Annotated in this window: 20 protein-coding genes and 1 tRNA gene; 5 read left to right on the plus strand and 16 right to left on the minus strand. The window is 74.2% G+C overall.

Annotated features, from left to right (window positions below; genetic code table 11):
• Positions 1 to 304: 304 nt before the first annotated feature.
• The 6 genes from thrB to EJK16_RS17685 form a co-directional block, all read right to left on the minus strand.
• Entirely contained in the window at positions 305 to 1,195 is an 891-nt protein-coding gene (gene thrB / locus EJK16_RS17660; protein WP_127131739.1) for a homoserine kinase, read from the minus strand.
• A gap of 19 nt (positions 1,196 to 1,214) precedes the next feature.
• The gene (gene thrC, locus EJK16_RS17665; protein ID WP_127131741.1) at positions 1,215 to 2,315 is read right to left on the minus strand and encodes a threonine synthase; all 1,101 of its coding nucleotides are present in this window, start codon (positions 2,313 to 2,315) and stop codon (positions 1,215 to 1,217) included.
• Positions 2,315 to 3,640 carry a homoserine dehydrogenase gene (locus EJK16_RS17670; protein WP_205739826.1) on the minus strand — a complete coding sequence of 442 codons (1,326 nt, stop codon included), beginning with the start codon at positions 3,638 to 3,640 and terminating at the stop codon, positions 2,315 to 2,317. The genes thrC and EJK16_RS17670 overlap by 1 nt, the downstream gene beginning before the upstream one ends.
• 116 nt (positions 3,641 to 3,756) lie before the next feature.
• On the minus strand, positions 3,757 to 5,166 hold the full coding sequence (lysA, locus tag EJK16_RS17675; protein ID WP_127131743.1) for a diaminopimelate decarboxylase: 1,410 nt from the start codon (positions 5,164 to 5,166) through the stop codon (positions 3,757 to 3,759).
• Positions 5,163 to 6,809 carry an arginine--tRNA ligase gene (argS, locus tag EJK16_RS17680; protein WP_127131745.1) on the minus strand — a complete coding sequence of 549 codons (1,647 nt, stop codon included), beginning with the start codon at positions 6,807 to 6,809 and terminating at the stop codon, positions 5,163 to 5,165. Before argS ends, lysA begins: the two co-directional genes overlap by 4 nt.
• A gap of 124 nt (positions 6,810 to 6,933) precedes the next feature.
• A complete protein-coding gene (locus EJK16_RS17685) occupies positions 6,934 to 7,635 on the minus strand; it encodes a hypothetical protein (protein ID WP_127131747.1) in 702 nt (233 codons plus the stop codon).
• A 188-nt stretch (positions 7,636 to 7,823) separates the two neighbouring features.
• Between EJK16_RS17685 and EJK16_RS17690 the strand changes: the two genes are divergently transcribed.
• Positions 7,824 to 7,896, plus strand: a tRNA-Arg gene (locus tag EJK16_RS17690).
• 93 nt (positions 7,897 to 7,989) lie between these two features.
• Here EJK16_RS17690 and EJK16_RS17695 read toward each other — a convergent pair.
• Both EJK16_RS17695 and EJK16_RS17700 read right to left on the minus strand, forming a co-directional pair.
• Positions 7,990 to 8,598, minus strand: coding sequence for a TetR/AcrR family transcriptional regulator (locus tag EJK16_RS17695; RefSeq protein WP_127131749.1), 609 nt, complete (start codon positions 8,596 to 8,598; stop codon positions 7,990 to 7,992).
• Positions 8,599 to 8,659: 61 nt separating this feature from the next.
• The gene (locus tag EJK16_RS17700) at positions 8,660 to 9,442 is read right to left on the minus strand and encodes a glycerophosphodiester phosphodiesterase (RefSeq protein ID WP_205739827.1); all 783 of its coding nucleotides are present in this window, start codon (positions 9,440 to 9,442) and stop codon (positions 8,660 to 8,662) included.
• 175 nt (positions 9,443 to 9,617) lie between these two features.
• Between EJK16_RS17700 and EJK16_RS17705 the strand changes: the two genes are divergently transcribed.
• Positions 9,618 to 10,361, plus strand: coding sequence for a 3-hydroxybutyrate dehydrogenase (locus EJK16_RS17705; protein ID WP_127131979.1), 744 nt, complete (start codon positions 9,618 to 9,620; stop codon positions 10,359 to 10,361).
• Between the two features lie 91 nt (positions 10,362 to 10,452).
• Positions 10,453 to 12,315, plus strand: coding sequence for a GAF domain-containing protein (locus EJK16_RS17710; protein WP_205739828.1), 1,863 nt, complete (start codon positions 10,453 to 10,455; stop codon positions 12,313 to 12,315).
• A 52-nt stretch (positions 12,316 to 12,367) separates the two neighbouring features.
• Here the strand turns inward: EJK16_RS17710 and EJK16_RS17715 are convergent, their stop codons facing one another.
• The 8 genes from EJK16_RS17715 to EJK16_RS17750 all read right to left on the minus strand — a co-directional run bounded on the left by EJK16_RS17715 (position 12,368) and on the right by EJK16_RS17750 (position 21,301).
• Positions 12,368 to 13,375, minus strand: a complete 1,008-nt coding sequence (locus EJK16_RS17715; RefSeq protein ID WP_127131751.1) for a branched-chain amino acid ABC transporter permease — start codon at positions 13,373 to 13,375, stop codon at positions 12,368 to 12,370.
• The gene (locus EJK16_RS17720) at positions 13,372 to 14,241 is read right to left on the minus strand and encodes a branched-chain amino acid ABC transporter permease (protein WP_127131753.1); all 870 of its coding nucleotides are present in this window, start codon (positions 14,239 to 14,241) and stop codon (positions 13,372 to 13,374) included. The genes EJK16_RS17715 and EJK16_RS17720 overlap by 4 nt, the downstream gene beginning before the upstream one ends.
• Positions 14,242 to 14,299: 58 nt before the next feature.
• Entirely contained in the window at positions 14,300 to 15,550 is a 1,251-nt protein-coding gene (locus EJK16_RS17725; RefSeq protein ID WP_127131755.1) for an ABC transporter substrate-binding protein, read from the minus strand.
• Positions 15,551 to 15,590: 40 nt separating this feature from the next.
• Positions 15,591 to 16,283, minus strand: a complete 693-nt coding sequence (locus EJK16_RS17730) for an ABC transporter ATP-binding protein (RefSeq protein WP_127131757.1) — start codon at positions 16,281 to 16,283, stop codon at positions 15,591 to 15,593.
• On the minus strand, positions 16,276 to 17,043 hold the full coding sequence (locus tag EJK16_RS17735) for an ABC transporter ATP-binding protein (RefSeq protein WP_205739829.1): 768 nt from the start codon (positions 17,041 to 17,043) through the stop codon (positions 16,276 to 16,278). The genes EJK16_RS17730 and EJK16_RS17735 overlap by 8 nt, the downstream gene beginning before the upstream one ends.
• Positions 17,044 to 17,396: 353 nt before the next feature.
• The gene (locus EJK16_RS17740) at positions 17,397 to 18,683 is read right to left on the minus strand and encodes a M23 family metallopeptidase (protein WP_127131759.1); all 1,287 of its coding nucleotides are present in this window, start codon (positions 18,681 to 18,683) and stop codon (positions 17,397 to 17,399) included.
• A 243-nt stretch (positions 18,684 to 18,926) separates the two neighbouring features.
• On the minus strand, positions 18,927 to 19,988 hold the full coding sequence (locus EJK16_RS17745) for a hemolysin family protein (protein ID WP_127131761.1): 1,062 nt from the start codon (positions 19,986 to 19,988) through the stop codon (positions 18,927 to 18,929).
• Positions 19,985 to 21,301 carry a hemolysin family protein gene (locus EJK16_RS17750; protein ID WP_127131763.1) on the minus strand — a complete coding sequence of 439 codons (1,317 nt, stop codon included), beginning with the start codon at positions 21,299 to 21,301 and terminating at the stop codon, positions 19,985 to 19,987. The genes EJK16_RS17745 and EJK16_RS17750 overlap by 4 nt, the downstream gene beginning before the upstream one ends.
• 438 nt (positions 21,302 to 21,739) lie before the next feature.
• On the opposite strand from EJK16_RS17750, the gene EJK16_RS17755 reads away from it, so the two are divergent.
• Both EJK16_RS17755 and EJK16_RS17760 read left to right on the plus strand, forming a co-directional pair.
• Complete coding sequence (locus EJK16_RS17755; protein ID WP_127131985.1) at positions 21,740 to 25,540, plus strand: multifunctional oxoglutarate decarboxylase/oxoglutarate dehydrogenase thiamine pyrophosphate-binding subunit/dihydrolipoyllysine-residue succinyltransferase subunit; 3,801 nt, start codon at positions 21,740 to 21,742, stop codon at positions 25,538 to 25,540.
• Between the two features lie 506 nt (positions 25,541 to 26,046).
• Entirely contained in the window at positions 26,047 to 26,673 is a 627-nt protein-coding gene (locus tag EJK16_RS17760; protein WP_240646146.1) for a GDSL-type esterase/lipase family protein, read from the plus strand.
• Positions 26,674 to 26,695: the final 22 nt, after the last annotated feature.

Consider the following 26,695-nt stretch of genomic DNA (forward strand, 5'->3'; position numbering starts at 1 on the left):
GGCTGGAGATTGTGGGGGGCCACTCAAGCACGCAGCACAAGATCTGGATGCGGCGGTCGGGGCGATGCTCCGTCTGTCAGACGCGGTAGACGCACCCAGGTGCGCGGAAGACGTCCGCAGTGAGTCGGTGCATCGTCATGTTATCAGCAGATACGCCCGTCTGCTCACCGTTTGCAACAACCGTGCGGCACGCCTCATTCCGGGCGCGAGCGGGCGTCCGACGCGCGGCGGGCGCCCGCCGCGGACCGGGCGCGAGCCTCGTCCCAGGGTCCGGTCCGGGCCGGGCGCGCGCCCCATCGCCGGCTCAGACCAGGTGCGCACCTGTGCGCGGGACGCCGGGGCGCAGGACCCGCCAGCCGTGGCCCTCGATCCGGGCGACGGTGGCGTCGTCGAGCGACTCGAGCACGAGCACGCTGGGGCCCGCTCCCGAGATCACCGCGGGCCAGCCCGCCTCGCGCAGCAGCCGGACCGCCTCGGCCGTGCCTCGCATGGCGTCCGCGCGGTAGCCCTGGTGCAGCCGGTCCTCCGTGGCGGACATGAGCAGGTCCTTCTGCCCGCCGAGCGCGAGGACGAGCAGCGCCGTGCGCGCCACGTTGAACGCGGCTTCCCGGTGGGGCACCTCGGCGGGCAGCACGGCCCGGGCGGTGTGGGTGAGCAGCTGGTTCGTGGGGACGAGGACCGTGGGCGCGAAGCCCTCGTGCAGGGGCACCCGGGCCGCGTGGGGGCCGGCCGCGTCGACCCAGGCGGCCGTGGCCCCGCCGAGCAGCGCCGGCGCGGCGTTGTCCGGGTGGCCCTCGATCCGGCTGGCCAGCGCCAGGAGGGCGGCGTCGTCGAGGGACTCCGGCTCCCCCACCAGGCCCCGCGCCGCCAGCAGGCCGGCCACCACCGCCGCGGCGGAGGAGCCCATGCCCCGCCCGTGCGGGATGACGTTGTGGCAGGTCAGCTCGAGGCCGGCCTGCGGGGCGCCCGCGTGCTCGAGGCCCGCCCGGACGGCGCGCACCACGAGGTGCGCCTCACCATCGGGCAGGTCCCCGCTGCCCTCGCCGGTGACCTGGACCGTCGTCGGGCCCGCGACCGCGCGCACGCGGATCTCGTCCCACACGCCCAGGGCCAGGCCGAGGGAGTCGAACCCGGGGCCGAGGTTGGCCGAGGTGGCCGGCACCCGCACCCGGACCTGGTCGCGCACCAGCCGCATCGCCGCCGCCGCGCGCGGGTCAGAGACCGAGGGCCGCGACGGCGGCCTCGAGCGTGGGCGCGATGACCTGCGGGGCGACCTTCGTCTCGCCGAGGGCGGTCGCGGTGTCCTTGAGGCCGTTGCCGGTCACCGTGCACACGACCCGCGCGCCGGCGGGCACCTTGCCGCGCTCGGCGGCCTGGAGCAGCCCGGCGACCGAGGCGGCCGACGCCGGCTCGACGAAGACGCCGACCTCGGCGGCGAGCAGCGCCTGCGCGTCGAGGATCTGGGCGTCGCTCACGGCGTCGATCCACCCGCCGGAGTCGTCCCGGGCCGCCGTGGCCAGCGACCACGACGCGGGGTTGCCGATGCGGATGGCGGTGGCCACGGTCTCGGGGAACTCCACGGGCGCGCCCTTGACGAACGGCGCGGCGCCCTCGGCCTGCACGCCCCACATCTGCGGGGTCCGCGTGGCGACGGGGGCGAGCCGGGTGGCGGCGTCGTCGACCGAGGCCGCCGTCGCCCTGCCCGCGTACTCGTTGTAGCCCATCCAGTAGGCGGAGATGTTCCCGGCGTTGCCCACGGGGAGCACGTGGATGTCCGGGGCGTCACCGAGGGCGTCGACCACCTCGAAGGCGGCGGTCTTCTGCCCCTGCAGGCGGTACGGGTTCACGGAGTTGACCAGGGCGACCGGGTAGGTCTCCGCCATCTCCCGCACGATGCGCAGGCAGTCGTCGAAGTTGCCGTCCACCGCCACGAGGGTGGCGCCGTGGACGATCGCCTGGGCGAGCTTGCCGGCGGCGATCTTGCCCGCGGGCAGGACGACGGCGCAGCCGAGGCCGGCGCGGACCGCGTAGGCCGCCGCCGACGCGGAGGTGTTGCCGGTCGACGCGCACACCACCATCTTCATGCCCGTCGCCGCGACCTTGGACATGGCCATGGTCATGCCGCGGTCCTTGAACGAGCCCGTCGGGTTCGCGCCCTCGACCTTGACGTAGACCTCGGCGCCGGTGCGCCCGCTCAGGACCGGGGCGCTGACCAGCGGCGTGCCGCCCTCGCCGAGCGTGACGACGGGGTCGCCCTCGCCGATCGGCAGGCGGTCCCGGTACTCCTCGATCACTCCGCGCCACAGGTGCGCCATCAGACTCCCTCGACTCTCATCACCGACACGACCTCGCGGACGCGAGGCTCCTCGGACAGCTTCGCCACCGTTCGCTCCAGCGCGGCCTCGGTGGCCAGGTGGCTGATGATCGTGATGCGGGCGTCGCCGTCGCTGGCGCCGGTCTGCCGCACGCTCTCGATGGACACGCCCTGCTCGCCGTAGACGCCGGCGACCTTGGCGAGGGTGCCGGGCTTGTCGGCCAGGCGCAGCTGGACCTGGGTGCGGGCCGGCGTCTGCTCCGGGGTGAGCAGCGGCAGCGCGGCGTAGACGGACTCGCGCGGCGCGTTGCCGCCGTGGACCTTGTGGCTGGCGGCGGCGACGACGTCGCCGAGCACGGCGGAGGCGGTGGGGGCCCCGCCCGCGCCCTGGCCGTAGAACATCAGCGTCCCGGCGGAGGCCGCCTCGACGAGGACGGCGTTGAAGGCGCCGTGCACCGCGGCGAGCGGGTGGCTGGTGGGCACCAGCGCGGGGTAGACGCGCACGCTGATGCCGCGGGTGCCGTCGTCGGCGAGACGCCGGGCGACGGCGAGGAGCTTGATGACGTGGCCGGACTCGCGGGCCTCGGCCATGTCCTCGGCGGTGATGGCGCGGATGCCGGTGACGGGCACGTCGTCGATGCTCACCCGGGTGTGGAAGGCCAGGGAGGCGAGGATCGCGGCCTTGGCGGCGGCGTCGTGCCCGTCGACGTCCGCGGTGGGGTCCGCCTCCGCGAACCCGCGCTCCTGGGCCAGCGCGAGGGCGTCGTCGAAGCTGAGGCCGCGGGTGGCCATCTCGTCGAGGATGAAGTTCGTCGTGCCGTTGACGATCCCGAGGACCGCGTTCACGTTGTCGCCGGCGAGGGACTCGCGGAGCCCGTAGACCACCGGCACCGCGCCCGCGACGGCCGCCTCGTAGTACAGGTCCGCGCCGCTGCGCTCGGCGGCGGCGTGCAGCTCGGGGCCGTGGGCGGCGAGCAGCGCCTTGTTGCCGGTGACGACGGTGGCGCCTGACTCCAGGGCCGCGAGGACGAGGGGACGCACGGGCTCGATGCCGCCGATGAGCTCGATGACGACGTCGGCGGTGCGCACCAGCGAGGCCGCGTCGTCGGTGAGGAGCTCGCGCGGCACCCACGGGGACCGCTCGGCGGCGGTGTCGCGCACGGCGATCCCGGCGAGCTCGAGGCGGGCGCCGGCGCGGGCGGCCAGGTCGTCGGCGTGCTCCTGGAGCAGCCGCACCACCTGGGAGCCGACCGTGCCGCATCCCAGCAGGGCGATGCGCACGACGCCGCCTGGGCGCTGCGCCGTCTCGTGGGTCGGTGTGCTCACCGTCGATCCTCTCGTCGAAGCCGGGCCTGTCCGGAACCCGCGGTCGGGGCCCCGGCCAGGATAGGGGGCGCCCGGCCGGTGCCCCGGACGGTGTCCACGGACGGCGCCCGGCGCGGTCAGCCGAGGTCGAGGGCCAGGAGGTCGTCGACCGTCTCGCGCCGCACGAGCACCCGGACCGTCCCGTCGTCCACCGCCAGCACGGGCGGGCGGGGAACCATGTTGTAGTTGCTCGCCATGGAGCGCCCGTAGGCGCCGGTGGCGGGCACCGCGAGCAGGTCGCCGTCGGCGACGTCCCCGGGCAGCGCCACGTGCCGGACGACGATGTCGCCGCTCTCGCAGTGCTTGCCGACCACGCGGGCGGTGACCGGCTCCGCGCGGGAGGCGCGCGAGGCCAGCGCCGCGGTGTAGTCCGCCTGGTACAGGGCGGGGCGGATGTTGTCGCTCATGCCGCCGTCCACGCTGACGTACGTGCGCGACCCGCCGTCGTCGAGGGCGACGGGCTTGACCGTGCCCACGGTGTACAGCGTCAGGCCGGAGGGTCCGACGACGGAGCGGCCGGGCTCGACGGAGATCCGCGGCGGGGCCGTGCCGAGGTCGGCGCAGGCGCGGCGCACGACGTCCGCGAGCGCGGCCGCGACCGCCCCCGGCGCGTTCGGCGCCCCCTCGGTGCCGGTGTAGGCGATGCCGTACCCGCCGCCGAGGTCGACCTCCCCCACCAGCACGCCGGTGTCCGCGGCGATCTCGGCGCGCAGCCCGAGGATGGCGCGGGCTGCCACCTCGAAGCCGGCCAGGTCGAGGATCTGGGAGCCGATGTGGGAGTGCAGGCCCACGAGCTCCAGCTCCTCGTGGGCGAGGATCGCGTCGACGGCGGCCCGGGCCGCCCCGGAGGCCAGCGACAGGCCGAACTTCTGGTCCTCGTGCGCGGTGGCGATGAACTCGTGCCCGCCGGCGTGCACCCCGGTGGTGACGCGGACCATGACGGGAGCGCGCACGCCGAGCTCGGCGGCTACGGCCGCGACCTTCTCGATCTCCGGCAGGGAGTCCACGACGAGGCGCCCGACGCCGTGGGTGAGCGCCGCGGCGATCTCGCCCGCGGACTTGTTGTTGCCGTGCAGGCCGATGTGGGCGCCCGGGACCTGCGCGCGCAGGGCCACGGCGAGCTCGCCGCCGGTGGACGTGTCGATCCGCAGGCCCTCCTCGTGCACCCAGCGGGCGACGGCGACGGAGAGGAACGCCTTGCCGGCGTAGTACACGTCGGCGCCGGCGAGGCCCTCGGCGGGCGCGAAGGCGGCGTCGAAGGCGACGGCGAAGGCGCGGGCGCGGGCGCGCAGGTCCGCCTCGTCGACGACGTAGGCGGGCGTGCCGTGCTCCGCGGCGATGGCGCGCACGTCGACGCCGGCGACGCTCAGGGCGCCGTCCTCGCCGCGGCGCACCGAGGTGGACCAGACGCCGGCCGGGGTGCCGTCCGGCTCCGGGGCGGTGCGGGCGAGCTCCTGGGGCGCCGCGGCGGCGTGGGCGCCGCTCACATCCGCTCCGGCGCGCTCACGCCGAGCAGGTCGAGCCCGTTCACGAGGACCTGGGTGGTGGCGTCGTTGAGCCACAGCCGGGCGCGGTGCGAGCTCTCCACCGGGGCGTCCCCGCGGGGCGTGACCCGGGTCTGCCCGTACCAGGTGTGGTAGGCCGCGGCGAGCTGTTCGAGGTACCGGGCGACCCGGTGCGGCTCGCGCGTCTTCGCCGCGTGCGCGACGACGCCGGGGAACTGCCCGAGCACGCCGAGGAGGTCCGCGTCGGCCGGGTGGTCGAGGGCCGCGGGCTCGAAGTCCTCCCGGGTGACGCCGTGCGCGGCCGCGTTCAGCGACACGTTGCGGGTGCGCGCGTGGGCGTACTGGACGTAGTAGACCGGGTTGTCGAGGTTCTGCTCGCGGAGCTTCTCCCCGTCGAGGGTCAGGGGCGAGTCGGCGGGGAACCGGGCGAGGGAGTAGCGGATCGGGTCCGTGCCGATCCACTCGATGATGTCGCGCAGCTCGACGATGTTGCCCGCGCGCTTGCTCATCCGCGCGCCGGAGACGGAGACGAGCTGCCCGATGAGGATCTCGATGTTGGTGTCCGGGTCGTCGCCGGCGCAGGACGCGATGGCCTTGAGCCGGCCCACGTACCCGTGGTGGTCGGCGCCGAGGAGGTAGATCTTCTCGTTGAAGCCGCGGTCCTTCTTCGACAGGTAGTACGCGGCGTCCGCGGCGAAGTAGGTCGGCGTGCCGTCGGCGCGGACCATGACCCGGTCCTTGTCGTCGGAGAAGTCGGTGGTGCGCAGCCACACGGCGCCGCCGTCGTCGAAGACGTGCCCCTGCTCGCGCAGGCGCTCCACGGCGTTCTTCACGGCGCCGTTGGCGTGCAGCTCACGCTCGGAGAACCACACGTCGAAGTGGACGTTGAAGTCGGCGAGCGTCTGCTCGATCTCGGCCATCTGCAGGCGGTAGCCGAGCTCCTGGGCGACGGCGACGGCCTCGCCCGGGGGCAGCTCGGTCAGGTCGGGGCGCTCGGCGAGGACCTTGGCGGCCAGCTCGGCGACGTACTCGCCCTGGTACCCGCCCTCCGGCACCTCGGTGCCGGTGGCCCGGGCGAGGATCGAGGCGCCGAACTTGGCCATCTGGGAGCCGGCGTCGTTGACGTAGTACTCCGGGGCGACCGTCGCGCCCGAGGCGCGGAGCAGGCGCACGAGGTCGTCGCCGAGCGCCGCCCACCGGGTGTGGCCGATGTGCAGCGGCCCGGTGGGGTTCGCGGAGACGAACTCCATGTTGATGACGTGGCCGGCGAGGGCGTCGTTGTGCCCGTACCCGGCGCCGGTCTCGACGATGGTGCGAGCGAGCTCGCCGGCCGCGCCCGCCTCGATGCGGATGTTGAGGAACCCCGGCCCGGCGACCTCGGCGGCGGCGATGCCGTCGGCCTCGGTCAGGCGCGCGGCGAGGAGCTCGGCGAGGGCGCGCGGGTTGGTGCCGACCTTCTTGGCGAGCTGCATCGCGACGTTGGTGGCCCAGTCGCCGTGCTCGCGCTGGCGCGGCCGCTCGACCTTGGGCTCCGGCACGTCCTCCGCGGCGAGGGCGACCTCGCCGGCGGCGACGGCGTCGAGCAGGACGGCGCGGATAAGGGCGGCAAGTTCAGCTGGGGTCACCAGGACAGGGTAGTCGCAGGCCAGTCAGCGGCGAGAACGGGCCGCCACGGGCGGGTGCGGGTCCGGCCTCGCCGCCGGTCACAGGGGTACATGGCCGCCCGTCACAGGGGCACGTGGCCGCCCGTCACAGGGGCATGTGCTTGTAGAGCTCGGCGAGGGGCTTGCCGGGGCCGGTCAGGGTGACGACCACGCCGTCGTCCGTGCGCCAGACGAGCCTGGCGGTGACGCCGTCCTCGAGGAGGTAGTACCAGTAGTGCCCGGTGCCGTCGACATAGACGGAGCCCTCCTCCCCCTTGGTGGCTCCGGCGGCGTCGAGGTCGGCCACCAGCGCCGCGCTGTAGGCGTCCTGCGCCTCGATCGTGCCGAAGGCCGCCGCGGTGACGGGCACGTTCGTGGTGCCATCGGTGTAGGTGCCGGCCAGGGCCTCGCGGGCGCCCGCAGCCGTGGCGGCGGTGTCCGGGCCCCACCCCGGGGCTGCGAGCGTGAAGACCGTGCCGGCCACCGCGGCGCCCATGCGCGGCTCGAGCGGGTCGGGGCTGACCGTGCGGGTGGTCCCGGTCGGCGCGGCCGACGGCGCGGCGGTCGCCGCGGCGGATCCCGGGGCCGAGGGGGCGTCCGCGGGCGCGAGCGTCGGCGTCGCGGGGGCGGCGGGCCCGGCCCCGTCCCGGCCGAGGAGCACCATCGCCGCGGCCGCGACGAGGACGACGAGGACCAGGGCGACGACGGGGGCGAGCCACCTCCGCGCGGCGCCGGCGCCCTGCCCGGCCGGCGCGCCGTGGGGGCCGTCCGGCGCCTCTGCCGGGTCGTCGGACGGCGCGTGGCTCATCTGCTTCTCCCTCCGGCGCCGCGGCGTCTCGCCGGGCACCCGTGGCCAGGCTAGGGCCGCGCTCGGTGCGCTGTCTCCCCGGCGCGGGATCGCCCCTCTTCTCGGCCCGGGGAGCGGCCGAGCGCGGGGCGGAGGTGAAGGAGGGGGCAAACGGCTGATAACATCGTCAGGCGCCCGCAGGGGTGCACGCCCCTTTAGCTCAGTGGATAGAGCGTCTGCCTCCGGAGCAGAAGGTCGCTGGTTCGAATCCAGTAGGGGGCACCGCGGAGCCCTCGTCGAAGGACGGGGGCTCTTGTGCTGTCGGGGCCGCCGCGCGCGGCCGGGCCGTGCGTCATGCCGCGGCCGCGCGCCCCGTCACGCCGCGGCAGGCTCGGCGATCAGCTCCCGCAGCGCCCCGAGCAGCGCGTCGGCCACCGCCGCGACCTCGTCGACGCCGATCCTCGCCGCGTCCTCGCCGCGCAGGAGCACGGCCTCGACCGCGCCCCAGGAGGCGAACCCGAGCACCCGCGCGGCGACCCCCGCGTCCGTGCCCAGCTCCGCCCCGTGCTCGACGTCGGCCCTCAGGTGATGCTCGGCGCGCGCCACGAACGCGTCGCACACCGCGCGGACCAGCCCCGGGTCCCCCTCGGGGCCCAGCAGGCCGGCGTAGATCTGCCGGTTGTCCTGCATGTGCTCGAGGAGCGCCGTGAGCCACAGCCGGTAGGCGACGAGGCCGTCGGCCTCCCCCGCCGGGCGCTGCGCGGTGATGCCGCGGAGGACCTGCCCGACGACGGTCCCCGCGACCTCGGCGACGGTGTCGAAGTGCTGGTAGAAGGTGGTGCGGTGGACGCCCGCGGTCCGGCACAGCTCGGCCACGGTGATCTGGCTGAGCGGGGTGTGGCTGACCAGCTCGGTCAGCGCCCGGCGCAGTGCCGCGAGGGTGCGACGCGTGCGCGGGTCCACCCGTCGCCCAGGAGAGGTCATGGCGGTCATCATGCCGCCATCCCGGTTGGCCTATGCGGTAAATGCCGAGGTCGGCGCCCTGCTAGTGCCACGGCCCCCGCGTGGCGAGCACGTCGCGGAGCACCCGCGGGCGGTCCGAGACGAGGCCGTCGACGCCGAGGTCCAGGAGCCGGGTCATCTCCGCGGGCTCGTCCACCGTCCACACGTGCACCGCCAGGCCGTGCCGGTGCGCGGCGGCCACGAACCGCGCCGTGACGACCGGGACGCCGCGGAAGCGCACGGGCACCTGCACGCAGACCGCGCCCTCGTCCGGCCCGGGGACGCGGCGCAGGGCCAGCGCCGCCGGGGGGCCCGGCGCCCGCGACGCCCCGAGCAGCCGGGCGACGGCGCGCCGGCCGAGGCTGGTGGCGGTCCCCGGCGCCAGCGCGCGGAGCCGCTCCAGCCGCGCGTCGGAGAACGAGGCCAGGGCGACCCGCTCGGCGGCGCCGACCCGGCGCAGGGTGCGCACCAGCGGCAGGGCGACGGCGTCCTCCTTCGCGTCGATGTTCACCCGCAGGCCCGGATAGTCCGCGAGGAGCTCGTCGAGCCGCAGGAGCGGCTGGCCCCCGCGGTCGCGCAGGCGCGAGAGCCGGTCCCACGTCATCCCGGCCACGGGACCGGTCCCGTCGGTCACGCGGTCGACGGTGGCGTCGTGCGAGAGGACGACCACGCCGTCGGAGGTGGCCCGCACGTCCGTCTCGAGGTACCCCAGTCCCAGCCCGATCGTGTGCTCGACGGCGGCCCGGGAGTTCTCCGGGGCCTCGGCGCCGCCACCGCGGTGGGCGAGGGCGATGGGGCCGGGGCCGGCGAGGTAGGGGCTGCTCATGCCGCCCATCCTGCCGCGCCGGGGCGGTCGGCGGGGGCGCGCCGGGGGCGCGCCCGGGGCGCCCGCCCCTCCCGCGAGCACGTCGCTGGCCCACACCCCTGGGACGGGAAGTATGTGCGGCGCGGCTATCGGGCGCGCACGGCGCGCTCCGTACGGTTCTTCCGTGAGCACAGGAATGGGGCTGGAGGGCAGGCGCGCCGTGGTCACCGGCGCCGCCAGCGGCATCGGCGCGGCGGTGGCCAGGCGCCTGGGCGCGGCCGGGGCACACGTGGTGGTGTGCGACCGCGACGCCGACGGCGCACGCCGGGTCGCCGAGGAGGTGGGCGGCGAGGCGTGGGTCGCCGACCTCGCGGACACCGGTGCGCTCGCCGATCTCACGCTCGAGGCGGACATCCTGGTCAACAACGCGGGCATCCAGCACGTCGCCCCCGTCGAGGACTTCCCGCCGGAGACGTTCGCGCTGATCCTGCGGATCATGCTGGAGGCGCCGTTCCTCCTCGCCCGGGCCGCGCTGCCGCACATGTACGCGCGGGGCTGGGGCCGGGTCGTCCACATCTCCAGCGCCCACGGGTTGCGGGCGAGCGCCTACAAGTCGGCCTATGTCTCGGCCAAGCACGGGCTCGAGGGCCTGTCGAAGGTGCTCGCGCTCGAGGGCGCGACCCGCGGCGTCACCAGCAACTGCGTCAACCCCGGCTACGTCCGGACCCCGCTCGTGGAGCTGCAGGTCGCCGACCAGGCCCGGGTGCACGGGCTGTCCGAGGACGAGGTCCTCAGCGAGATCATGCTGCACAGCTCGGCGATCAAGCGGCTGCTCGAGCCGCCGGAGGTCGCCGAGGCCGTCGCCTACCTCTGCTCGGACGCGGCCGGCTTCGTCACCGGGACGAACATCGTGCTCGACGGCGGCTGGTCCGCCCACTGACGCGATGGCCGACCACGCCGCGCCGCCCGGTCCCGGCACGCGGCCGCGCGAACACCCACGAATCGTGCGTGCGTCGACCACAATGGCGCGCGTGGCTGGAGTGGAGTACCTGGAGCTGTTGGCGCGCGACGCCGCCCCCGTCGAGTTCGAGGGCCCGCTGCTCGCCGCCCGCGCCGCGGGCGCCGACGCCGACACCCTCGCCGAGCTCGAGCGGGCCAAGGGCCTGGCGCTCCAGGTCCGCGGGGTGCTCGAGAACCGGCGGCGCCGGGAGACGGAGCTGCGGGCCCTGTTCGAGACGGCCGGCGACCTCGCCTCCCTCACGGACGTGGACTCCGTGCTCGCGGCCATCGTCCACCGCTCCCGGCAGCTGCTGCACAGCGACGTGGCCTACCTCAGCCTCAACGACGACGACGCCGGCGACACCTACATGCGCGTCACGGACGGGACCACCTCGGCGCTGTTCCGCGCCGTGCGCCTGCCCCTCGGCGCCGGCCTGGGCGGCCTGGTGGCGCAGACGGCCATGCCCTACGCCACCGCCGAGTACTTCGCGGACGCGCGCTTCGACCACACGAAGGGCATCGACAGCGCCGTGGCCGACGAGGGCCTGACCTCGATCCTCGGCGTGCCGCTGCTGCTGGGTCGGCGCGTCATCGGCGTGCTGTACGCCGCCAACCGCACGGTCCGCCCCTTCGCCAAGGACGACATCGCCCTGCTCGTCTCCTTCGCCGCCCACGCGGCGATCGCCCTGGACAACGCGCGCCTGCTCAGCGAGACGCAGGTGGCGCTGGACGACCTGCGGGTCGCCGGCGAAGAGCTGCGGGCACGCACGACGAGCGTCGAGCGGGCCGCGGACGCCCACGACCGCCTGGCGGCGCTGGTGCTGCGGGGCGGCGACGTGGACGACGTCGCCCGGGAGCTGCGCGAGGTGCTCGGCGGCGAGGTGGTCATGGTCGACCCCGCCGGCGCCGTCCTCGCCTCGACCTGCCCCCCGGGTCCCGCCCCCGCGGCCGAGGAGCAGCTGCTGCGCCGCGTCGGCGACGCCGCGCGCACGCTGGCCGTGGACGGGCGCTGCGCGGCCCCGGTCGTGGCCGGCGCCGACCTCCTCGGCGCGCTCGTGCTGCGGCGCGAGGACCCCCTCGACGAGGCCGACCGCCGGATCCTCGAGCGCGCCGCCGTGGTCACCGCGCTGCTCCTGCTGTTCCGGCGGGGCGTCGCCGAGGCGGAGGGGCGCCTGCGCGGGGAGCTGCTGCAGGACGTGCTCGCCGACGCGGGCCGCGACGCCCGCGGGCTGCACGAGCGGGCCCGGCTGGTCGGCGCGGACCTGGACGCCGCGCACGCGGTCGTCGTCGCCGAGATCGCGGGCGACCGGACGCGCACCGCCGAGGCGGCGGCCTTCCTCGCCTCGCGGCACCACGGGCTCTCGACCGTCCTGGGCGGCCGGCTCGTGCTCGTCCTGCCCGGCCTGGCGCCGCGGGCCGCCGCCCGCGCCGTGAGCGAGGAGGTGGGGTACGCCGCGGGCCGGCCCCTGACCGCGGGCGTGGCGGGCCCGGCGAGCGGGACCGCGGCGATCGCCGTCGCGCACGCCGAGGCGGGCCGGTGCCTGGACACGCTCCTGGCGCTGGGCCGCACGGGCGAGGTGGCCCGCGCCGAGGACCTGGGGTTCGTGGGCCTGATGCTCGGCGAGCGGCGCGACGTCGGCGCGTACGTGCGCTCCGTCGTCGGCCCGGTGCTGGACTACGACACCCGGCGCGGCACCGCCCTGGCCGAGACCCTGCGGACCTACTTCGCCCACGGCGGCAACCTCGGCCGGACCGGCGGGGCCCTGCACGTGCACGCCAACACGGTCACCCAGCGCCTGGAGCGGGTCACCCGCCTGCTGGGCGAGGGCTGGACCACGCCGGAGCGCCAGCTGGAGGTCCAGCTGGCGCTCCGGCTCGCGGCCCTGCTGCGCTGAGGGCGCCGCGCGAAGGCCCGCGGCCCTGCCCCGGGGACGGGCGCCGCGCCGGCTACCGCCTGCGCCGCGTCGTCGCGAGGTGCCGCAGGCTCCCCCACACGCCCCGGCGGAAGAGCAGCACGACCACCACGAACACCGAGCCCGTGATGATGCCGATGCCCTCGAAGCCGGAGGAGGCGAGCTGGTCCTCGAGCACGATGATGATCCCCGCGCCCACGATCCCGCCCCAGAGGGTGCCGATGCCGCCGAGGACGGCGATGAGCACGACCTTCCCCGACGTCGTCCAGTTGACCTCGCCGAGGGAGACGAACCCGTGGCTGACGGCGTAGAGCCCGCCCGCCAGCCCGGCCAGCCCCGCGGAGAGCACGAAGGCCACGACCTTGTACCGCTCGACGTCGTAGCCGAGCGCCCGCGCCCGCGGCGGGTTGTCGCGGATGGAGACGAGGACCCGCCCGAACGGCGAGTGCACGATCCGCCAGGCGCACCACAGCCCGGCGACGATGATCGGCAGGGCGGCGTAGTAGAAGTAGAAGGAGTCCGTCTCCACCGCCTCGATGCCGAAGAACGTCTTGGGCACCGACTGCAGGCCGTTCTCCCCGCCGGTGACGTCCCGCCACTGGTTGGCGACGAAGAACAGCATCTGGGCGAACGCGAGCGTGACCATCGCGAAGTAGATGCCCGAGCGGCGCACCGAGAGGAACCCCACCGGCAGCGCGATGAGCATCGCCGCGAGCGCCCCGGCGAGCACGGCGAGCGGGAACGGCACGCCGAGGTGCACGGCCACGAGGCCGGTGACGTACGCGGACCCGCCCCAGTATGCGGCGTGCCCGAAGGAGAGGAGCCCGCCGTAGCCGAGCAGGAGGTCCAGGGCGACGGCGAACAGGGCCCAGCAGGCGATGTCCATCGCCACCGGGGGGTAGATGAACCACGGCAGGGTCAGGGCGGCGACCAGGCCGACGGCGAGGAGCGCCCACCGCCGCCAGGACCGGCTCCGGCCGCGCGCGGGCGCCGCCGAGGTGGACGCACGCTCCTCGAGCAGGGTGCGTGGGGTGGTGGTCATGCTGCCTCCTCCCGTCCGAACAGGCCCGCCGGGCGCAGCAGCACCACGACGGCCATGAGCACGAAGATCGCGATCTGGGCGAACGCGGGCGCGTACGCCTGGCCGAAGGCCTCCACCAGCCCGACGAGGAAGCCGGCGGCGACGGCGCCGACGATCGAGCCCAGGCCGCCGATGACGACCACCGCGAACAGGATGATGATGAAGTTCGAGCCCATGTCCGCCGTGATCGCCCGGAACGGGGCGGCCAGCACCCCGGCCAGGCCGGCGAGCGCGATCCCGAAGCCGAACACCGGCGTGACCCACCTGCCCACGTTGATGCCCAGGGCGCGGGCCAGGTCGGAGCGCTCCGTGGCGGCCCGCACGATCATCCCGGTGCGCGTGCGGGTCATCACCAGCCACACCAGCACGCACACGAGCACCGAGAACAGGAACACGAAGAGCTGGTAGGCGGGCAGGCGCAGGTCGCCGACGACCAGCTGCCCCTCGAGCACGGCGGGGCGCTCGTAGGGCAGGCCGGAGACGCCGTAGCGGCGCTTGACCAGGTCCACGAGCACGAGGGACAGGCCGAAGGTGAGGAGGAAGTTGTAGAGCGGCTCCAGCCTGAGCAGCCACCGCACCAGCAGCCGCTCCATCGCCACCCCGAACAGGAACAGCAGGGCGGGCACCACGAGCAGGGCCCACCAGAAGCTCAGCCCGACGAGGTCGAGCAGGACGGCGGAGGCGACCGCGCCGAGCATGTAGCAGGCGCCGTGCGCGAAGTTCACCACGCCGAGCACGCCGAAGATGACGGCCAGGCCCAGGGCGGCCAGGGCGTAGAAGCTCCCGGCCGCCAGCCCCTGGATGATGTACTGCAGCAGTTCGTTCATGGTCCGCCTTCCGCGTCCCGGTGGTGCGTGCCTGCGCGGCGCACCGGTGCCAGGGCGCTCAGCCCATCTCGCAGCCGGAGTCGGCGACCGGCCGGAACGCCTGCTCCGCGGGGATGGTGTTGAGGATGGTCTCGTAGTCCCAGTCCTCGGTGACCTCCTCGGGGGCCTTGACCTCGGCGAGGTAGACGTCGTGGACGACGCGGTGGTCCTCGGCCCGGATGGTGCCGTTGCGCAGGAAGACGTCCTCGACCTCCTTGCCGCTCAGGTCCTCGACCACGGCGTCGGCGTCGTCGGTGCCGGCGGCCTGGACGGCCTCGAGGTACTGCCACGCGGCCGAGTAGTTGCCGGCGTGGGCGAAGGAGGGGCGCTGGCCGCCCGTCTCCTCGGCGAAGCGGTCGGCCCAGGCGCGGGACTCCTCGTCCATGTTCCAGTACCAGGCGTCGGTGAACGTGGTGCCCGCGAACTGGTCGACGCCCAGGGAGTGGATGTCGGTGATGAACATCAGGCCCACGGCCAGGCTGATGCCCTGCTCGCGCAGCCCCGCCTCGTTGTACTGCTTGACGAGGTTGATGAGGTCCCCGCCGGCCTGCATGGTGCCGATGACGTCCGGGCCGTCCGCGGCGGCGCGGGTCAGGAACGTGGAGAAGTTGTCGTTGGGGAACGGCGTGGCGATCTTGCCGCCGACCGACCCGCCCGCCGCCTCGATCGCGGCGGAGAAGGACTTCTCCATGTCCTGCCCGAACGCGTAGTCGGGGTAGATGATCTGCCAGTTCTTGCCGCCGTTCTCGGTCACGGTGGTGCCCGTGCCGTTGGCGAGCATGTACGTGTCGTAGGCCCAGTGGAAGACGTAGGGGCTGCACTGCGCGCCGGTGAGCTCGGTGGTCGCCGCGCCGATGTTGAAGTGGAGCTTCTTCTTGGCGTCGGCCTGGCTCGCGACCGCGAGCGCGGCCGAGGAGGCCGGCACGTCGAGGATGATGTCCGCGCCCAAGCGGTCGTACATCTCCTGCGCCTTGGTGTTCGCGACGTCGGGCTCGTTCTGGTGGTCGGCGGTGATGACCTCGATCTCGTCGACGGCGGCGTCGTCGCCGTACTTCTCCTTGTAGTCGGCCACCGCCATCTCCACGGCCGTGACGCTGTTGGGCCCGGAGAGGTCCTTGTAGACGCCGGACTGGTCGTTGAGGACGCCGATGACCACCTTGTCGTCGGTGAACGCGCCCTCGGCGCCTGCCGGGCCGCCCTGGGCGCAGGCGCCCAGGACCAGCGCGCCGGACATCAGGGCGGCGGCGCCACCTGCCATCTTCCTGCTCATCGGTTCCTTCTCTCTGTGTCGGTCCGGGTGGACGGGTGGCTCAGACGCCGAGGTGCTCGAGCAGCTCGTGCTCGCGGCGGATGAACTCGTCGTTGTCGAGGTGCTCGACCACCCGCCCCTGGGACAGCAGGTAGTGGCGGTCGGCGACCGTCGCGGCGAACTTCACGTTCTGCTCGATGAGGAGCACGGTCACGCCGGTGGCCTTGACCTCGCGGATGATCTCTCCGATGCGGGCGACGATCACCGGGGCGAGGCCCTCGGTGGGCTCGTCGAGGAGCAGGAGCCTGGCGCCGGTGCGCAGCACCCGCGCGATGGCGAGCATCTGCTGCTCGCCGCCCGAGAGGGTGGTGCCGGCGGCGCGGCGGCGGTCCGCGAGGATGGGGAAGGTCTCGTACACGCGCGCCAGCGACCAGGCCCGGTCCGAGACCACCGGGGGCAGGAGCAGGTTCTCCTCGACGCTGAGGCTGGCGTAGATGCCCCGGTCGTCCTGGACCCAGCCCATGCCCAGCCGCGCCCGGCGGTGCGCCGGGGTGCGCAGGACGTCGGCGCCGGCGAACGTGACCGCGCCCTCCACCTGGCGGTGCAGCCCGATGAGGGAGCGCAGCAGGGTCGTCTTCCCGGCGCCGTTGCGGCCGACGAGCGTGACGACCTCGCCCTCGCGGACCTCGAGGCTGACGTCGTCGAGGGCCTGCGCCTCCCCGTACCAGGCCTTGAGCTGCCGGACCTCAAGCATTGCTGGCCTCCCCGAGGTACGCGGTGATCACGCGCTCGTCGGCGCGGACCTCGTCGTAGGTGCCCTCGGCGAGGACCTTGCCCTGCTGCAAGACGGTGACCCGGTCGGCCAGGGAGCCGACGACGTGCATGTTGTGGTCGACGAAGACGACCGTGCGGCCGGCGGAGATCTTCTTCACCAGCTCGATCGTGCGGTGCACGTCCTCGATGCCCATGCCGGCGGTGGGCTCGTCGAGCAGCATCACCCGGGGGTCCAGCGCCAGGACGAGCGCCATCTCCAGCGCCCGCTTCTGCCCGTAGGCCAGCAACCCGGAGGGCTTCTCCGCGAGCTCCGAGAGCCCCACCTCCGCGAGCAGCTCGGCCGAGCGGTCCGCGAAGCGGCGCATCAGGCGGTCCGAGCGCCAGAAGGTGCGCCCCTGCGTGGTCCGGCTCTGCAGGGCCAGCTCGACGTGCTCGCGCGGGTTGAGGTTCTCGAAGAGGCTGGTGATCTGGAACGAGCGGGCCACGCCCTTGTGCGTGATCTGCTCGGGCTGGAGCCCGGTGACGTCCTCGCCGAAGACCTCGATCGCTCCCGCGGTCGGCGTGAGGAACCCCGTCAGCAGGTTGAACAGGGTCGTCTTCCCCGCGCCGTTCGGTCCCACCAGCGCGTGGACGCCCCCCTCGGCGACCTCGAGGTCGACCTCGGTGACGGCCTGGAAGCCGCGGAAGCTCTTGGTCAGCCCCCGCGTGCGCAGGGCGGGGACCTTCGTGGTCGACGTCACCGGCGTTCCTCCCTGGCTTCGCTGCCCGCTCCTGGTCGGAACGCGTGGGGCATGGGCTGAACGCTAGGAATGACCGCCGGTACGGGCCATGTCGACCGCGGCTACAAAGCCGGCTCGTGCAGTGTCGCGCACGGCCATGTCGCGGCGAGGACGGGTGGGCCGGCGGCCCCGGAGGGGGCGGTCCGTCTGCGACGACGGTGGGCGGGTCACGCACGACGGCGGAGGTGCGGCCGGTCGGCGGGTCACGCACGACGGCGGAGGTGCGCGCGGGAGGTGCGCGCACGCACTGGGCTGGGCGGCCGCCGGCCCGTCAAGGACTTTCGCGCGTGCAGGACGCCTCGCGCGTCAGGCGGTCAGCAGACGGCGTCGACGTCGACGGCGCCGTGCTCCTTGAGCCACGCCAGCGGCTCGGTGGTGGTGCCCTCGTCGTCGGTGTGGATCTCGAAGTGCAGGTGCGGGCCGGTCGAGTTCCCGTTGTTGCCGACCTCGGCGATGACGTCGCCCGCCTTGACCTGCTGCCCCTGCTTGACGTGGAGGCCGTCGGGATACATGTGCACGTGCCAGCTCCAGAAGGTCTCGCCGTCGAGCTCGTGCTTGATGATGACGAGCATGCTGGAGCGGCCGTCCTTGCCGACGCCGACGTACTCGACCGTGCCGTCCGCCACCGCGTGGATGGGCGTGCCGCGCGGCGCGGCGAAGTCGGTGCCCAGGTGCATGCTGTAGCCGGTGAAGGGGCTCATGCGGTACCCGTAGGGCGAGGTGTTGCGGTAGGCGCCGGCGGCGATCGGCATGACGACGCGCGACTCCTCCTCGGTGGCCACCGCGGCCCGGGCGCCGTTGGCACCGTCGACCGGCGCGCACTGCAGGGCGTCGCGCTCGCTGGCCCGCGACGTTGCCAGGACCGCCGCGCGGCTGGCCGCGCCGGGCTCCGCGAGCAGGCTCGTGGGCACCGCGGCGAGGGCCATGGTGGCCGCCTGGGAGTCGAGGACGTCGAGCACGCTCGTCTGGGCCGTCACCGTCACACCGGAGGCGAAGGCGGAGCTGTCCTGGGGGCTGGCGAGCCCGGTCAGCGGGGCGGCGATGGTCAGGACGCCGAGGGCGCCGAGCACACCGGCCCGGGGCGCCCAGCCCCGGGAGCGCCGCGACGAGTGCTGGGGCAGCTGGGCGCGCATCTCGCGGCGCCCGGGCGCAGGGTGCCGGGTGAGGACCTGGGTGGGGGTGGCGTCCGCGCGCACCCTCCGGGGGTGGGTTGCGGGCTCGCCGGACGGCGGCGCCGGGACGGCCGGCTCGGCCCCGCGCCGGGGAGGCTCGGGATCGCGGACGGCCTCGGCATCGCGGACGGCCTGGGCGTCGCGGATGGCGCGCCGGGTGGCCGCCCGGCGCGTCTGCTCCGGCGCGGCGGCCCGCTGCGCCGCAGCGTCCGGCGCCACGGCCTCCTCGGCCACGGCCTGCTCCGCCATGGCCTGCCGGGTTACGGACTGCTTGGGCACGGCCTGCTCAGTCGCGGCGGCGGCCTCTTTCGCGGCCTGCCCGGCTGCGGCGGCGGCCTCTTTCGCGGCCTCACGGGCGCGCTCTGCCTCACGGATCTGACGTCGGGTCAGCGATGGCGCCGAGGGTTCGGGCACAGCGCTACCTGACATCGATCAACCTCCGGGAGGGGGTACGGCCGTGATCTGGCCGAACGGATCCAGGGACGGGGGCTGCGCCCCCGGCCCTAATGGCTTGTCACGGAACAGTAACGGACGGAGCTCCTCCGTCCAAAACCGTTCCAGATGCGGTCAGCCGCCGGCCGTGATAGCCACCCTCCTCGGCGCGGTGCCCCAGGGGCGGCGCCCTGTGGACGAAGGGGCGCCGACCGCCCTGGGGACGGCGAGCCGGCCGCCTCAGCCCCGCCGTTCCGCGCGCTGCATCGAGTCGCGGACCTCCCCCACGAGCTCCTCGAGGATGTCCTCCAGAAACACCACGCCCACCACCTCGCCGGCCGTCCCGTCGGGGCCCGTGCGGACCACCCGGGCCAGGTGCGCACCGGATCTCTGCATCGCGGTCAGCGCGTCCTCCACCTCGGCCCCCGGCCCGACGGAGGCCAGCGCGCGGACCCGCCACGTCGGGACCGGGCGGCGGCGGGCCTCGCCCTCGGCGTAGAGGACGTCCTTGACGTGCAGGTACCCGGCGAGCTCGCCGTCCTCGACCAGGGGGAAGCGCGAGTACCCGGTGCGCCCGACCTCCTTCTCGACCTCCTCCGGCGTGCAGCCCAGCGGGAGCGCGACGAGTTCGGAGACGGGCACCATCACCTGCTCGGCCGTCTCCTCGGAGAACTCGATGGCGCCGGCGAGGAGGCCCAGGTCGTCCTGGAGCATCCCCTCGGCCTGCGAGCGCGCGACGATGGAGGCGACCTCCTCGGCCGTGAACGCCGACGCGACCTCGTCCTTGGGCTCGACGCCCACGAGGCGCAGCATGAGGTTCGCCAGCGCGTTCAGGCCCGCGATGATCGGGTGGAAGACCTTGGAGACCCACACCAGCGGCGGCGCGAAGATCAGGGCGGCCCGCTCGGGGGAGGTCACCGCGAGGTTCTTCGGCACCATCTCGCCCACCACGACGTGGAGGTAGACGACCAGCGCCAGCGCCAGGGTGAACCCCACGACGTGGCCGGCCTCCGCCGGCAGCCCCATGGCCATCAGCGGGGCCTCGACGAGCCCCGCGATGGCGGGCTCCGCGACGGCACCGAGGCTGGTCGAGCACACGGTCACACCGAGCTGCGCCGTCGCGAGCATGAGTGTGACGTTCTCCATGGCCCAGAGCACGGTCTTCGCCGGCCGGGAGCCCGCCTCGACCAGCGGCTCGATGCGGCTGCGCCGGGCCGACATGATCGCGAACTCGGCGCCGACGAAGAAGGCGTTGCCGGCGAGCAGGAACAGGCCGATCAGCAGGGCGGTCCCGACGCTCACTGCGCCGCCTCCTTGGCGGCCCACACCCGCAGGACCTCCACCCGCCGGTCGTCCATCTGCTGGACGTGGAGGACGACGCCGCTCACCTCGACCTCGTCGCCCGCGCGCGGGATCCGGCCCAGGCGGTCCATGACGAGGCCGCCGAGGGTCTCGTAGGGCCCGTCGTCGGGCACCCGCAGGCCGGCCTTGCGGGCCAGCTCGTCGGGGCGGAACCCGCCGGGGACCACCCAGGTGCCGCCGGGCCCGGCGTGGGCGCCGGAGCGGCGCCGGTCGTGCTCGTCGGCGACGTCGCCCACGAGCTCCTCGACGACGTCCTCGAGGGTGACGAGGCCCGAGGTGCCGCCGTACTCGTCGACGACCAGGGCCATCTGGAGGCCCTCGTCCCGCAGCTGCACGAGCAACGGGGCCAGCGGGAGGGTCTCGGGGACGCGGGGCGCGTCGACCATGAGGGAGGAGGACGCGACGGGCACATCGCCGCGGCGCTCGTGGGGCACCGCGATGGCCCGGCGCAGGTGGACCAGGCCGAGGACGTCGTCGTTGTCCTCACCGATCACGGGGAAGCGCGAGTGGCCCGTGTCCCGCGCGAGGCGCACCACGTCCGCGGCGGTCTCGTCCCGGGCGAGCGTGCGCATGCGGCCCCGATCCGTCATGACGTCCACGGCGGTGAGCGCGCCCAGGCCGATCGACCTGGTCAGCAGTGTCGCGGTGGAGACGTCGAGGGTGCCCTGCTCGGCCGAGCGGCGCACGAGCGCCGCCAGCTCGGAGGCGGAGCGGCCGCCGGAGAGCTCCTCCGCGGCCTCCACGCCGAAGCGGTGCAGGATCGCGTTCGCGGAGCCGTTCAGGCCGGTGATGACCGGCCGGAGCGCGCGGGTGAACACCCGCTGCACCGGTGCGGCGTACCCGGCGGCGGCCAGCGGGTCCGCCAGGGCGAGGTTCTTCGGGACGAGCTCGCCGAAGACCATGGAGAAGGCGTTCACCGCCACGAGCGAGAGGACGACGGCGGTGGCCGAGGCCGCCGTGGTGGCGAGGCCGGCGCTGCCCAGCGGCCCCGTCAGCAGGGTCACGAGCGCGGACTGGGTGGTGTAGCCCAGCAGGATGGTGGTCAGCGTGATGCCCACCTGGGCGCTGGACAGCTCGAGCGAGAGGTGCTTGAGCGCCCGGCCGACGCCCACGGCCCGCCGGTCCCCCGCCGCGATGCGCCGCTCGACGGTGGAGGGGTCCAGGGCGACGAGCGAGAACTCCGCCGCGACGAACACCGCCGTGCCGGCCGTGAGGACGACTCCCAGGGCGACGAGGAGCCACTCCGTCAGCATGCCGCCCCCCGTGGGGGCCGCTGGCCCCGCGAGCCGGGGGCGGGCCGGGATGGCCGGGGCAGGACTGGTTCAGGAGGGTCGGCGCGATGTCGGCCGCGGCGGGGGCGTCGCATGGTAGGTCGAGTGTACGAGGCGGCCCGCGGCGCGCGCCCGGCGGGCCCGCCGGCCGCCGGGGCCCGATCGTTATTCATGGCGGCCGCCGTCCGGACCGCTCCGACGCGCGTGAAGGGCCCTTGGTCCCGATGTCCGCGTGACGTCACCTTGACCCGGGCTTGGCGGGCCCGGCCGCGCGGACTTCGCAGAACGAGATATTCGGCCTGATGGCCCCCGCAGAGGTCCGGTTCGCGCCGTCCATCGCATAATCTTGAAGGGATCTTCGTCACACCCCCCCTGAAAGAGGGCGATTTCCGAGTGTCCACCCAGGAACACCACGACCAGATGGCTGCCTTCGGCGCCAACGAATGGCTCATCGAGGAGCTCTACGAGAAGTACCGCAAGGACAAGGGGTCGGTCGACCCTGCGTGGTGGGACTTCTTCGCGGACTACGAGGGGGGTGCCAACGGCGGCGACAACGGCGCCGCCAGGCCGGCCCCGGCGAAGCACTCGGGCACCACCACGGCCCCGGCGACGACGGAGCCCCGTCCCGACGGCGCGCCGGCGCCCACGGCCCCCGCCGACGCTGCGGTCACCCGCGAGCGCGCCACGACGCCCCTGTCCCGCGTCGACGCGCGGACGGAGCAGCCGGCGACGGAGCACGTGCGGGCCGACCTGCCGCCCGCCCCGCCCGTCGCGGCCCAGCCCGCCACCGCGCCCTACGCGGAGCGTCCCGCCCAGCGGGCCACCGCGGCGCAGGCGCACGGGGACGACGAGACGGTCAGGCTGCGCGGCGTCGCCGCCCGGACCGTGACGAACATGGAGGCCAGCATCGAGGTGCCGGTCGCCACGAGCGTCCGGGCCGTGGCCGCGAAGGTGATGGTCGACAACCGGATCGTCATCAACAACCATCTGAAGCGCTCGCGCGGCGGGAAGATCTCCTTCACGCACCTCATCGGCTTCGCCATGGTCGAGGCGCTCGGCCAGATGCCCGACATGAACTACTCGTACACCCAGACCGAGGACGGCAAGCCGGCCGTCTTCCAGCCCGCGCACGTGGGCTTCGGCCTGGCCATCGACCTGCCCAAGCCGGACGGCACGCGCTCCCTCGTGGTGCCCTCCGTCAAGAGAGCCGACGAGATGGACTTCGCCCAGTTCTGGGCGGCGTACGAGGAGCTGGTGCGCAAGGCGCGCAACAACAAGCTCACCGTCGAGGACTACGCCGGGACCACGATCTCGCTGACCAACCCCGGCGGCATCGGCACCGTGCACTCGATCCCCCGCCTGATGAAGGGCCAGGGCACGATCATCGGCGTCGGGGCCATGGACTACCCCGCCGAGTACGCCGGCACCTCCCCCACGGCCCTCGCGCGCCTCGGCGTCTCCAAGGTCCTGACCCTGACCTCGACGTACGACCACCGGATCATCCAGGGCGCGGCGTCGGGCGAGTTCCTCAAGATCATCGAGGCCAAGCTCCTGGGCACGGACGGGTTCTACGACCGCGTCTTCACCGCGCTGCGCGTCCCCTACGAGCCGGTGCGCTGGCTCCGGGACATCGAGTACGACCCCGACACGGAGCTGGGCAAGCCCGCGCGCATCGCGGAGCTCATCCACGCCTACCGCTCCCGCGGGCACCTCATCGCGGACACGGACCCGCTGGCCTACCGCCAGCGCCGCCACCCCGACCTCGACGTCGCGAGCTACGGCCTCACGCTGTGGGACCTGGACCGGAAGTTCCCCACGGGCGGCTTCGGCGGGGCGGCGCGGCTCACGCTGCGCGAGATCCTCAGCCAGCTGCGCGACGCGTACTGCCGCACCACCGGCATCGAGTACATGCACATCGCCGACGGCGCGCAGCGCCGCTGGTTCCAGGAGAAGCTCGAGGCCCCGTACGCCAAGCCGACGAGCGAGCAGCAGCTGCAGATCCTGAGCCGGCTCAACGCCGCCGAGGCCTTCGAGACGTTCCTGCAGACCAAGTACGTCGGGCAGAAGCGCTTCTCCCTCGAGGGCGGGGAGTCCCTGATCCCGCTGCTGGCCACCGTGCTGACCGGCGCGGCGGAGGAGGGCCTGGACGAGGTGGGCATCGCCATGGCCCACCGCGGCCGCCTCAACGTCCTGGCGAACATCGCCGGGAAGTCCTACGGGCAGATCTTCTCCGAGTTCGAGGGCAACCAGGACCCCCGCACCGTGCAGGGCTCCGGGGACGTGAAGTACCACCTGGGCACGGTGGGCATGTTCACCGCGCCGCAGGGCGAGCAGACCCGGGTCTACCTCGCCGCGAACCCCTCCCACCTCGAGGCCGCCGACGGCGTCATCGAGGGCGTGGTCCGCGCCAAGCAGGACCGCATCGACCTCGGCGAGCAGGGCTTCTCCGTGCTGCCCGTGATCATCCACGGCGACGCCGCCTTCGCGGGCCAGGGCGTGGTGACGGAGACGCTGCAGCTCTCCCAGCTGCGCGGCTACCGCACCGGCGGCACGGTGCACATCGTCGTGAACAACCAGATCGGCTTCACCACGGCGCCGTCGAGCTCGCGCTCGTCGTACTACACGACCGACATCGCCAAGGGCCTGGGCGTCCCGATCTTCCACGTCAACGGCGACGACCCGGAGGCCGTGGCCCGCGTGGCGGAGCTGGCGTTCGAGTACCGCCAGACGTTCCACAAGGACGTCATCGTGGACCTCGTGTGCTACCGCCGTCGCGGCCACAACGAGGGCGACGACCCCTCGATGACGCAGCCGGTGATGTACTCCCTCATCGAGAACAAGCGCTCGGTGCGCAAGCTCTACACCGAGTCCCTCATCGGGCGCGGCGACCTGACCGCCGAGCAGGCCGAGGAGGCGCTGAAGGACTACAAGCGCGAGCTCGAGCGGGCCTTCACGGAGACCCGCGAGGGCGGGTGGACCGCGGAGGGCTCCTCCGACCAGGTCAAGGGCCTGGAGCGGCCGGAGTCCCAGCACGAGGACGCCGGCGTCATGGTGGGCTGGCAGACCGCGGTGACCCCGCAGGTCCTCGAGCGCATCGGGCAGGCGCACGTGCGCCCGCCCGAGGGCTTCGCCGTGCACCCCAAGCTGGCCCAGCTCCTCGAGCGTCGCGACAAGATGTCGCGGGACGGCGGCATCGACTGGGGCTACGGCGAGATCCTCGCGTTCGGCTCGCTGCTCATGGAGGGCACGCCCGTGCGCCTGGCCGGCCAGGACAGCCGCCGCGGCACGTTCGTCCAGCGCCACGCGGTGCTCCACGACCACACCTCGGGTGCGGAGTGGACGCCGCTGATGTACCTCACGCCCGACCAGGCCAAGTTCTGGATCTACGACTCCTCGCTGAGCGAGTACGCGGCCATGGCGTTCGAGTACGGGTACTCGGTAGAGCGGCCGGACGCCCTCGTGCTGTGGGAGGCCCAGTTCGGTGACTTCGCCAACGGCGCCCAGACCGTCATCGACGAGTTCATCTCCTCCTCGGAGCAGAAGTGGGGCCAGCGGTCCTCGCTCGTGCTGCTGCTGCCGCACGGCTACGAGGGCCAGGGGCCGGACCACTCCTCCGCCCGCATCGAGCGCTACCTGCAGATGTGCGCGGAGGAGAACATGGTGGTGGCCCAGCCGTCCACCCCGGCGAACCACTTCCACATGCTGCGCCGGCAGGCCTACGCCCGCCCCCGCAAGCCCCTCATCGCCTTCACCCCGAAGCAGCTGCTGCGCCTCAAGGCCGCCGCGTCGCCGGTGGAGGAGTTCACGAACGGCACGTTCCGCCCGGTGATCGGCGAGGTCGAGCCCCGCGTGCTGGACGGCGCGGACCAGGTGGACCGGGTGCTGCTGTGCTCGGGGCGCGTGTACTACGACCTGGCCGCGAAGCGGATCAAGGACGAGGACCCGCGCACCGCGATCGTGCGCCTCGAGCAGCTCTACCCGCTCGACGGCGACGCGATCCGCGCCGAGCTCGACACGTTCCCGGGCGCCGAGCTGGTGTGGGTGCAGGACGAGCCGGAGAACCAGGGGCCGTGGACGTTCGTCAGCGACCACCTGCCCGAGCTGGTCGGCCGCGAGCTGCGCGTGGTCTCCCGCCCGGCGGCGGCCTCGCCGTCGACCGGCTCGCACAAGCGCCACGGCCAGGAGGGGGCCGACCTGACGGCGCGCGCGTTCGCCCGCTGAGCAGGCGGCCGCCCCGCGGCCGAGCGTGAGGGGCCAGGACAGGACATCGCGTCCAGTCCTGGCCCCTCACCCCACCCACCGCCGGCGAGCGGTCAAGTACTCGCAGGCGTGCCGCGGCGAGCGGCCTGCGAGGAGCAGCCTCGTCACCGGCGAGCATCAAGTACTCGCGCCTCCGCGCACCGGTCGCGCTCGGCGGGACGAGGTCATGCTCGGCGATCTACGACCTCGTCCGGCGGCGCACTACCGGTCGGCGGCGGCCGCTCCGGCGTCGGCGCAGGCGTGCCCCGGCGCAGTGCTACCGGTCGGCGGCGGCCCCGCGACAGCCCCCGCCCGCGACGGCCCGCGGGTGCGAACCGCCGCGCGGACCGCCTTCCCTGCCTCATGATTCAAGGATCCCGCCTCGCACCGCCGACGCCGGGCGCCCGTCCCACCGCTGGGACCTGCGGGGCGCGGCGGGTGTGGCGGGCGGCGCGGGCAACGGGTCCATCCCGCCCGGACCAGGCAAGATGGGTGAGAAGACGACGAGAGGAACGATGGTGGGCGACGCCCAGCTGCGCATCTGCGTGATCGGTGACGAGCTCACGGCCGGGATGGGCGACGCCCGTGGCCTCGGCTGGGTGGGCCGGGTCATGGCCCGCACCCAGACGGAGGATCCGGCCTTCGTCGCCCAGCTCGCCGTGCCGCACGAGAACACGACGGACCTCTCGGCCCGGTGGGAGGCGGAGTGCCAGCGCCGCTTCACGCCCATGGCCGACAACCGCCTGGTCCTCGGCCTGGGGTCCGCCGACCTCGACGAGGGCCTGTCCCTCGCCCGCTCGCGCCTGAACCTCGCCAACATCCTCGACGGCGCCGCCGCGTCGCGCATCGGGTGCTTCGTGGTGGGCCCGCCGCCGCGCACCGACACGGACGTCGAGGCCCAGGCGGCCCTCTCGCAGGCGTTCGCCGACGTGTGCCAGCGCCGCCACGTGCCCTACGTGGAGACCTTCCAGCCGCTGCGCACGCACGAGCAGTGGCACTCGGACGTCGCCGCCGGGGACGGCCTGCACCCGGGCCAGGCCGGCTACGGCCTGCTGGCCTGGCTGGTGCTGCACAACGGCTGGCACGCCTGGCTCGGGCTGCCCGACGCCGGCTGACACACGCCGGTCCCGGTCCCCG

The sequence above is a fragment of the Georgenia sp. SYP-B2076 genome, assembly GCF_003991205.1.
Classification (GTDB): domain Bacteria; phylum Actinomycetota; class Actinomycetes; order Actinomycetales; family Actinomycetaceae; genus Georgenia.

Excerpts from the sequence above, each read along its gene's own strand:
- thrB (WP_127131739.1), bottom strand. The coding sequence starts at position 1,195 with ATGCGGCTGGTGCGCGACCAGGTCCGGGTGCGGGTGCCGGCCACCTCG.
- thrC (WP_127131741.1), bottom strand. The coding sequence starts at position 2,315 with ATGGCGCACCTGTGGCGCGGAGTGATCGAGGAGTACCGGGACCGCCTG.
- EJK16_RS17685 (WP_127131747.1), bottom strand. The coding sequence starts at position 7,635 with ATGAGCCACGCGCCGTCCGACGACCCGGCAGAGGCGCCGGACGGCCCC.
- EJK16_RS17695 (WP_127131749.1), bottom strand. The coding sequence starts at position 8,598 with ATGACCTCTCCTGGGCGACGGGTGGACCCGCGCACGCGTCGCACCCTC.
- EJK16_RS17700 (WP_205739827.1), bottom strand. The coding sequence starts at position 9,442 with ATGAGCAGCCCCTACCTCGCCGGCCCCGGCCCCATCGCCCTCGCCCAC.
- EJK16_RS17705 (WP_127131979.1), top strand. The coding sequence starts at position 9,618 with ATGGGGCTGGAGGGCAGGCGCGCCGTGGTCACCGGCGCCGCCAGCGGC.
- EJK16_RS17715 (WP_127131751.1), bottom strand. The coding sequence starts at position 13,375 with ATGACCACCACCCCACGCACCCTGCTCGAGGAGCGTGCGTCCACCTCG.
- EJK16_RS17720 (WP_127131753.1), bottom strand. The coding sequence starts at position 14,241 with ATGAACGAACTGCTGCAGTACATCATCCAGGGGCTGGCGGCCGGGAGC.
- EJK16_RS17725 (WP_127131755.1), bottom strand. The coding sequence starts at position 15,550 with ATGAGCAGGAAGATGGCAGGTGGCGCCGCCGCCCTGATGTCCGGCGCG.
- EJK16_RS17730 (WP_127131757.1), bottom strand. The coding sequence starts at position 16,283 with ATGCTTGAGGTCCGGCAGCTCAAGGCCTGGTACGGGGAGGCGCAGGCC.
- EJK16_RS17740 (WP_127131759.1), bottom strand. The coding sequence starts at position 18,683 with ATGTCAGGTAGCGCTGTGCCCGAACCCTCGGCGCCATCGCTGACCCGA.
- EJK16_RS17750 (WP_127131763.1), bottom strand. The coding sequence starts at position 21,301 with ATGCTGACGGAGTGGCTCCTCGTCGCCCTGGGAGTCGTCCTCACGGCC.
- EJK16_RS17755 (WP_127131985.1), top strand. The coding sequence starts at position 21,740 with ATGGCTGCCTTCGGCGCCAACGAATGGCTCATCGAGGAGCTCTACGAG.
- EJK16_RS17760 (WP_240646146.1), top strand. The coding sequence starts at position 26,047 with ATGGGTGAGAAGACGACGAGAGGAACGATGGTGGGCGACGCCCAGCTG.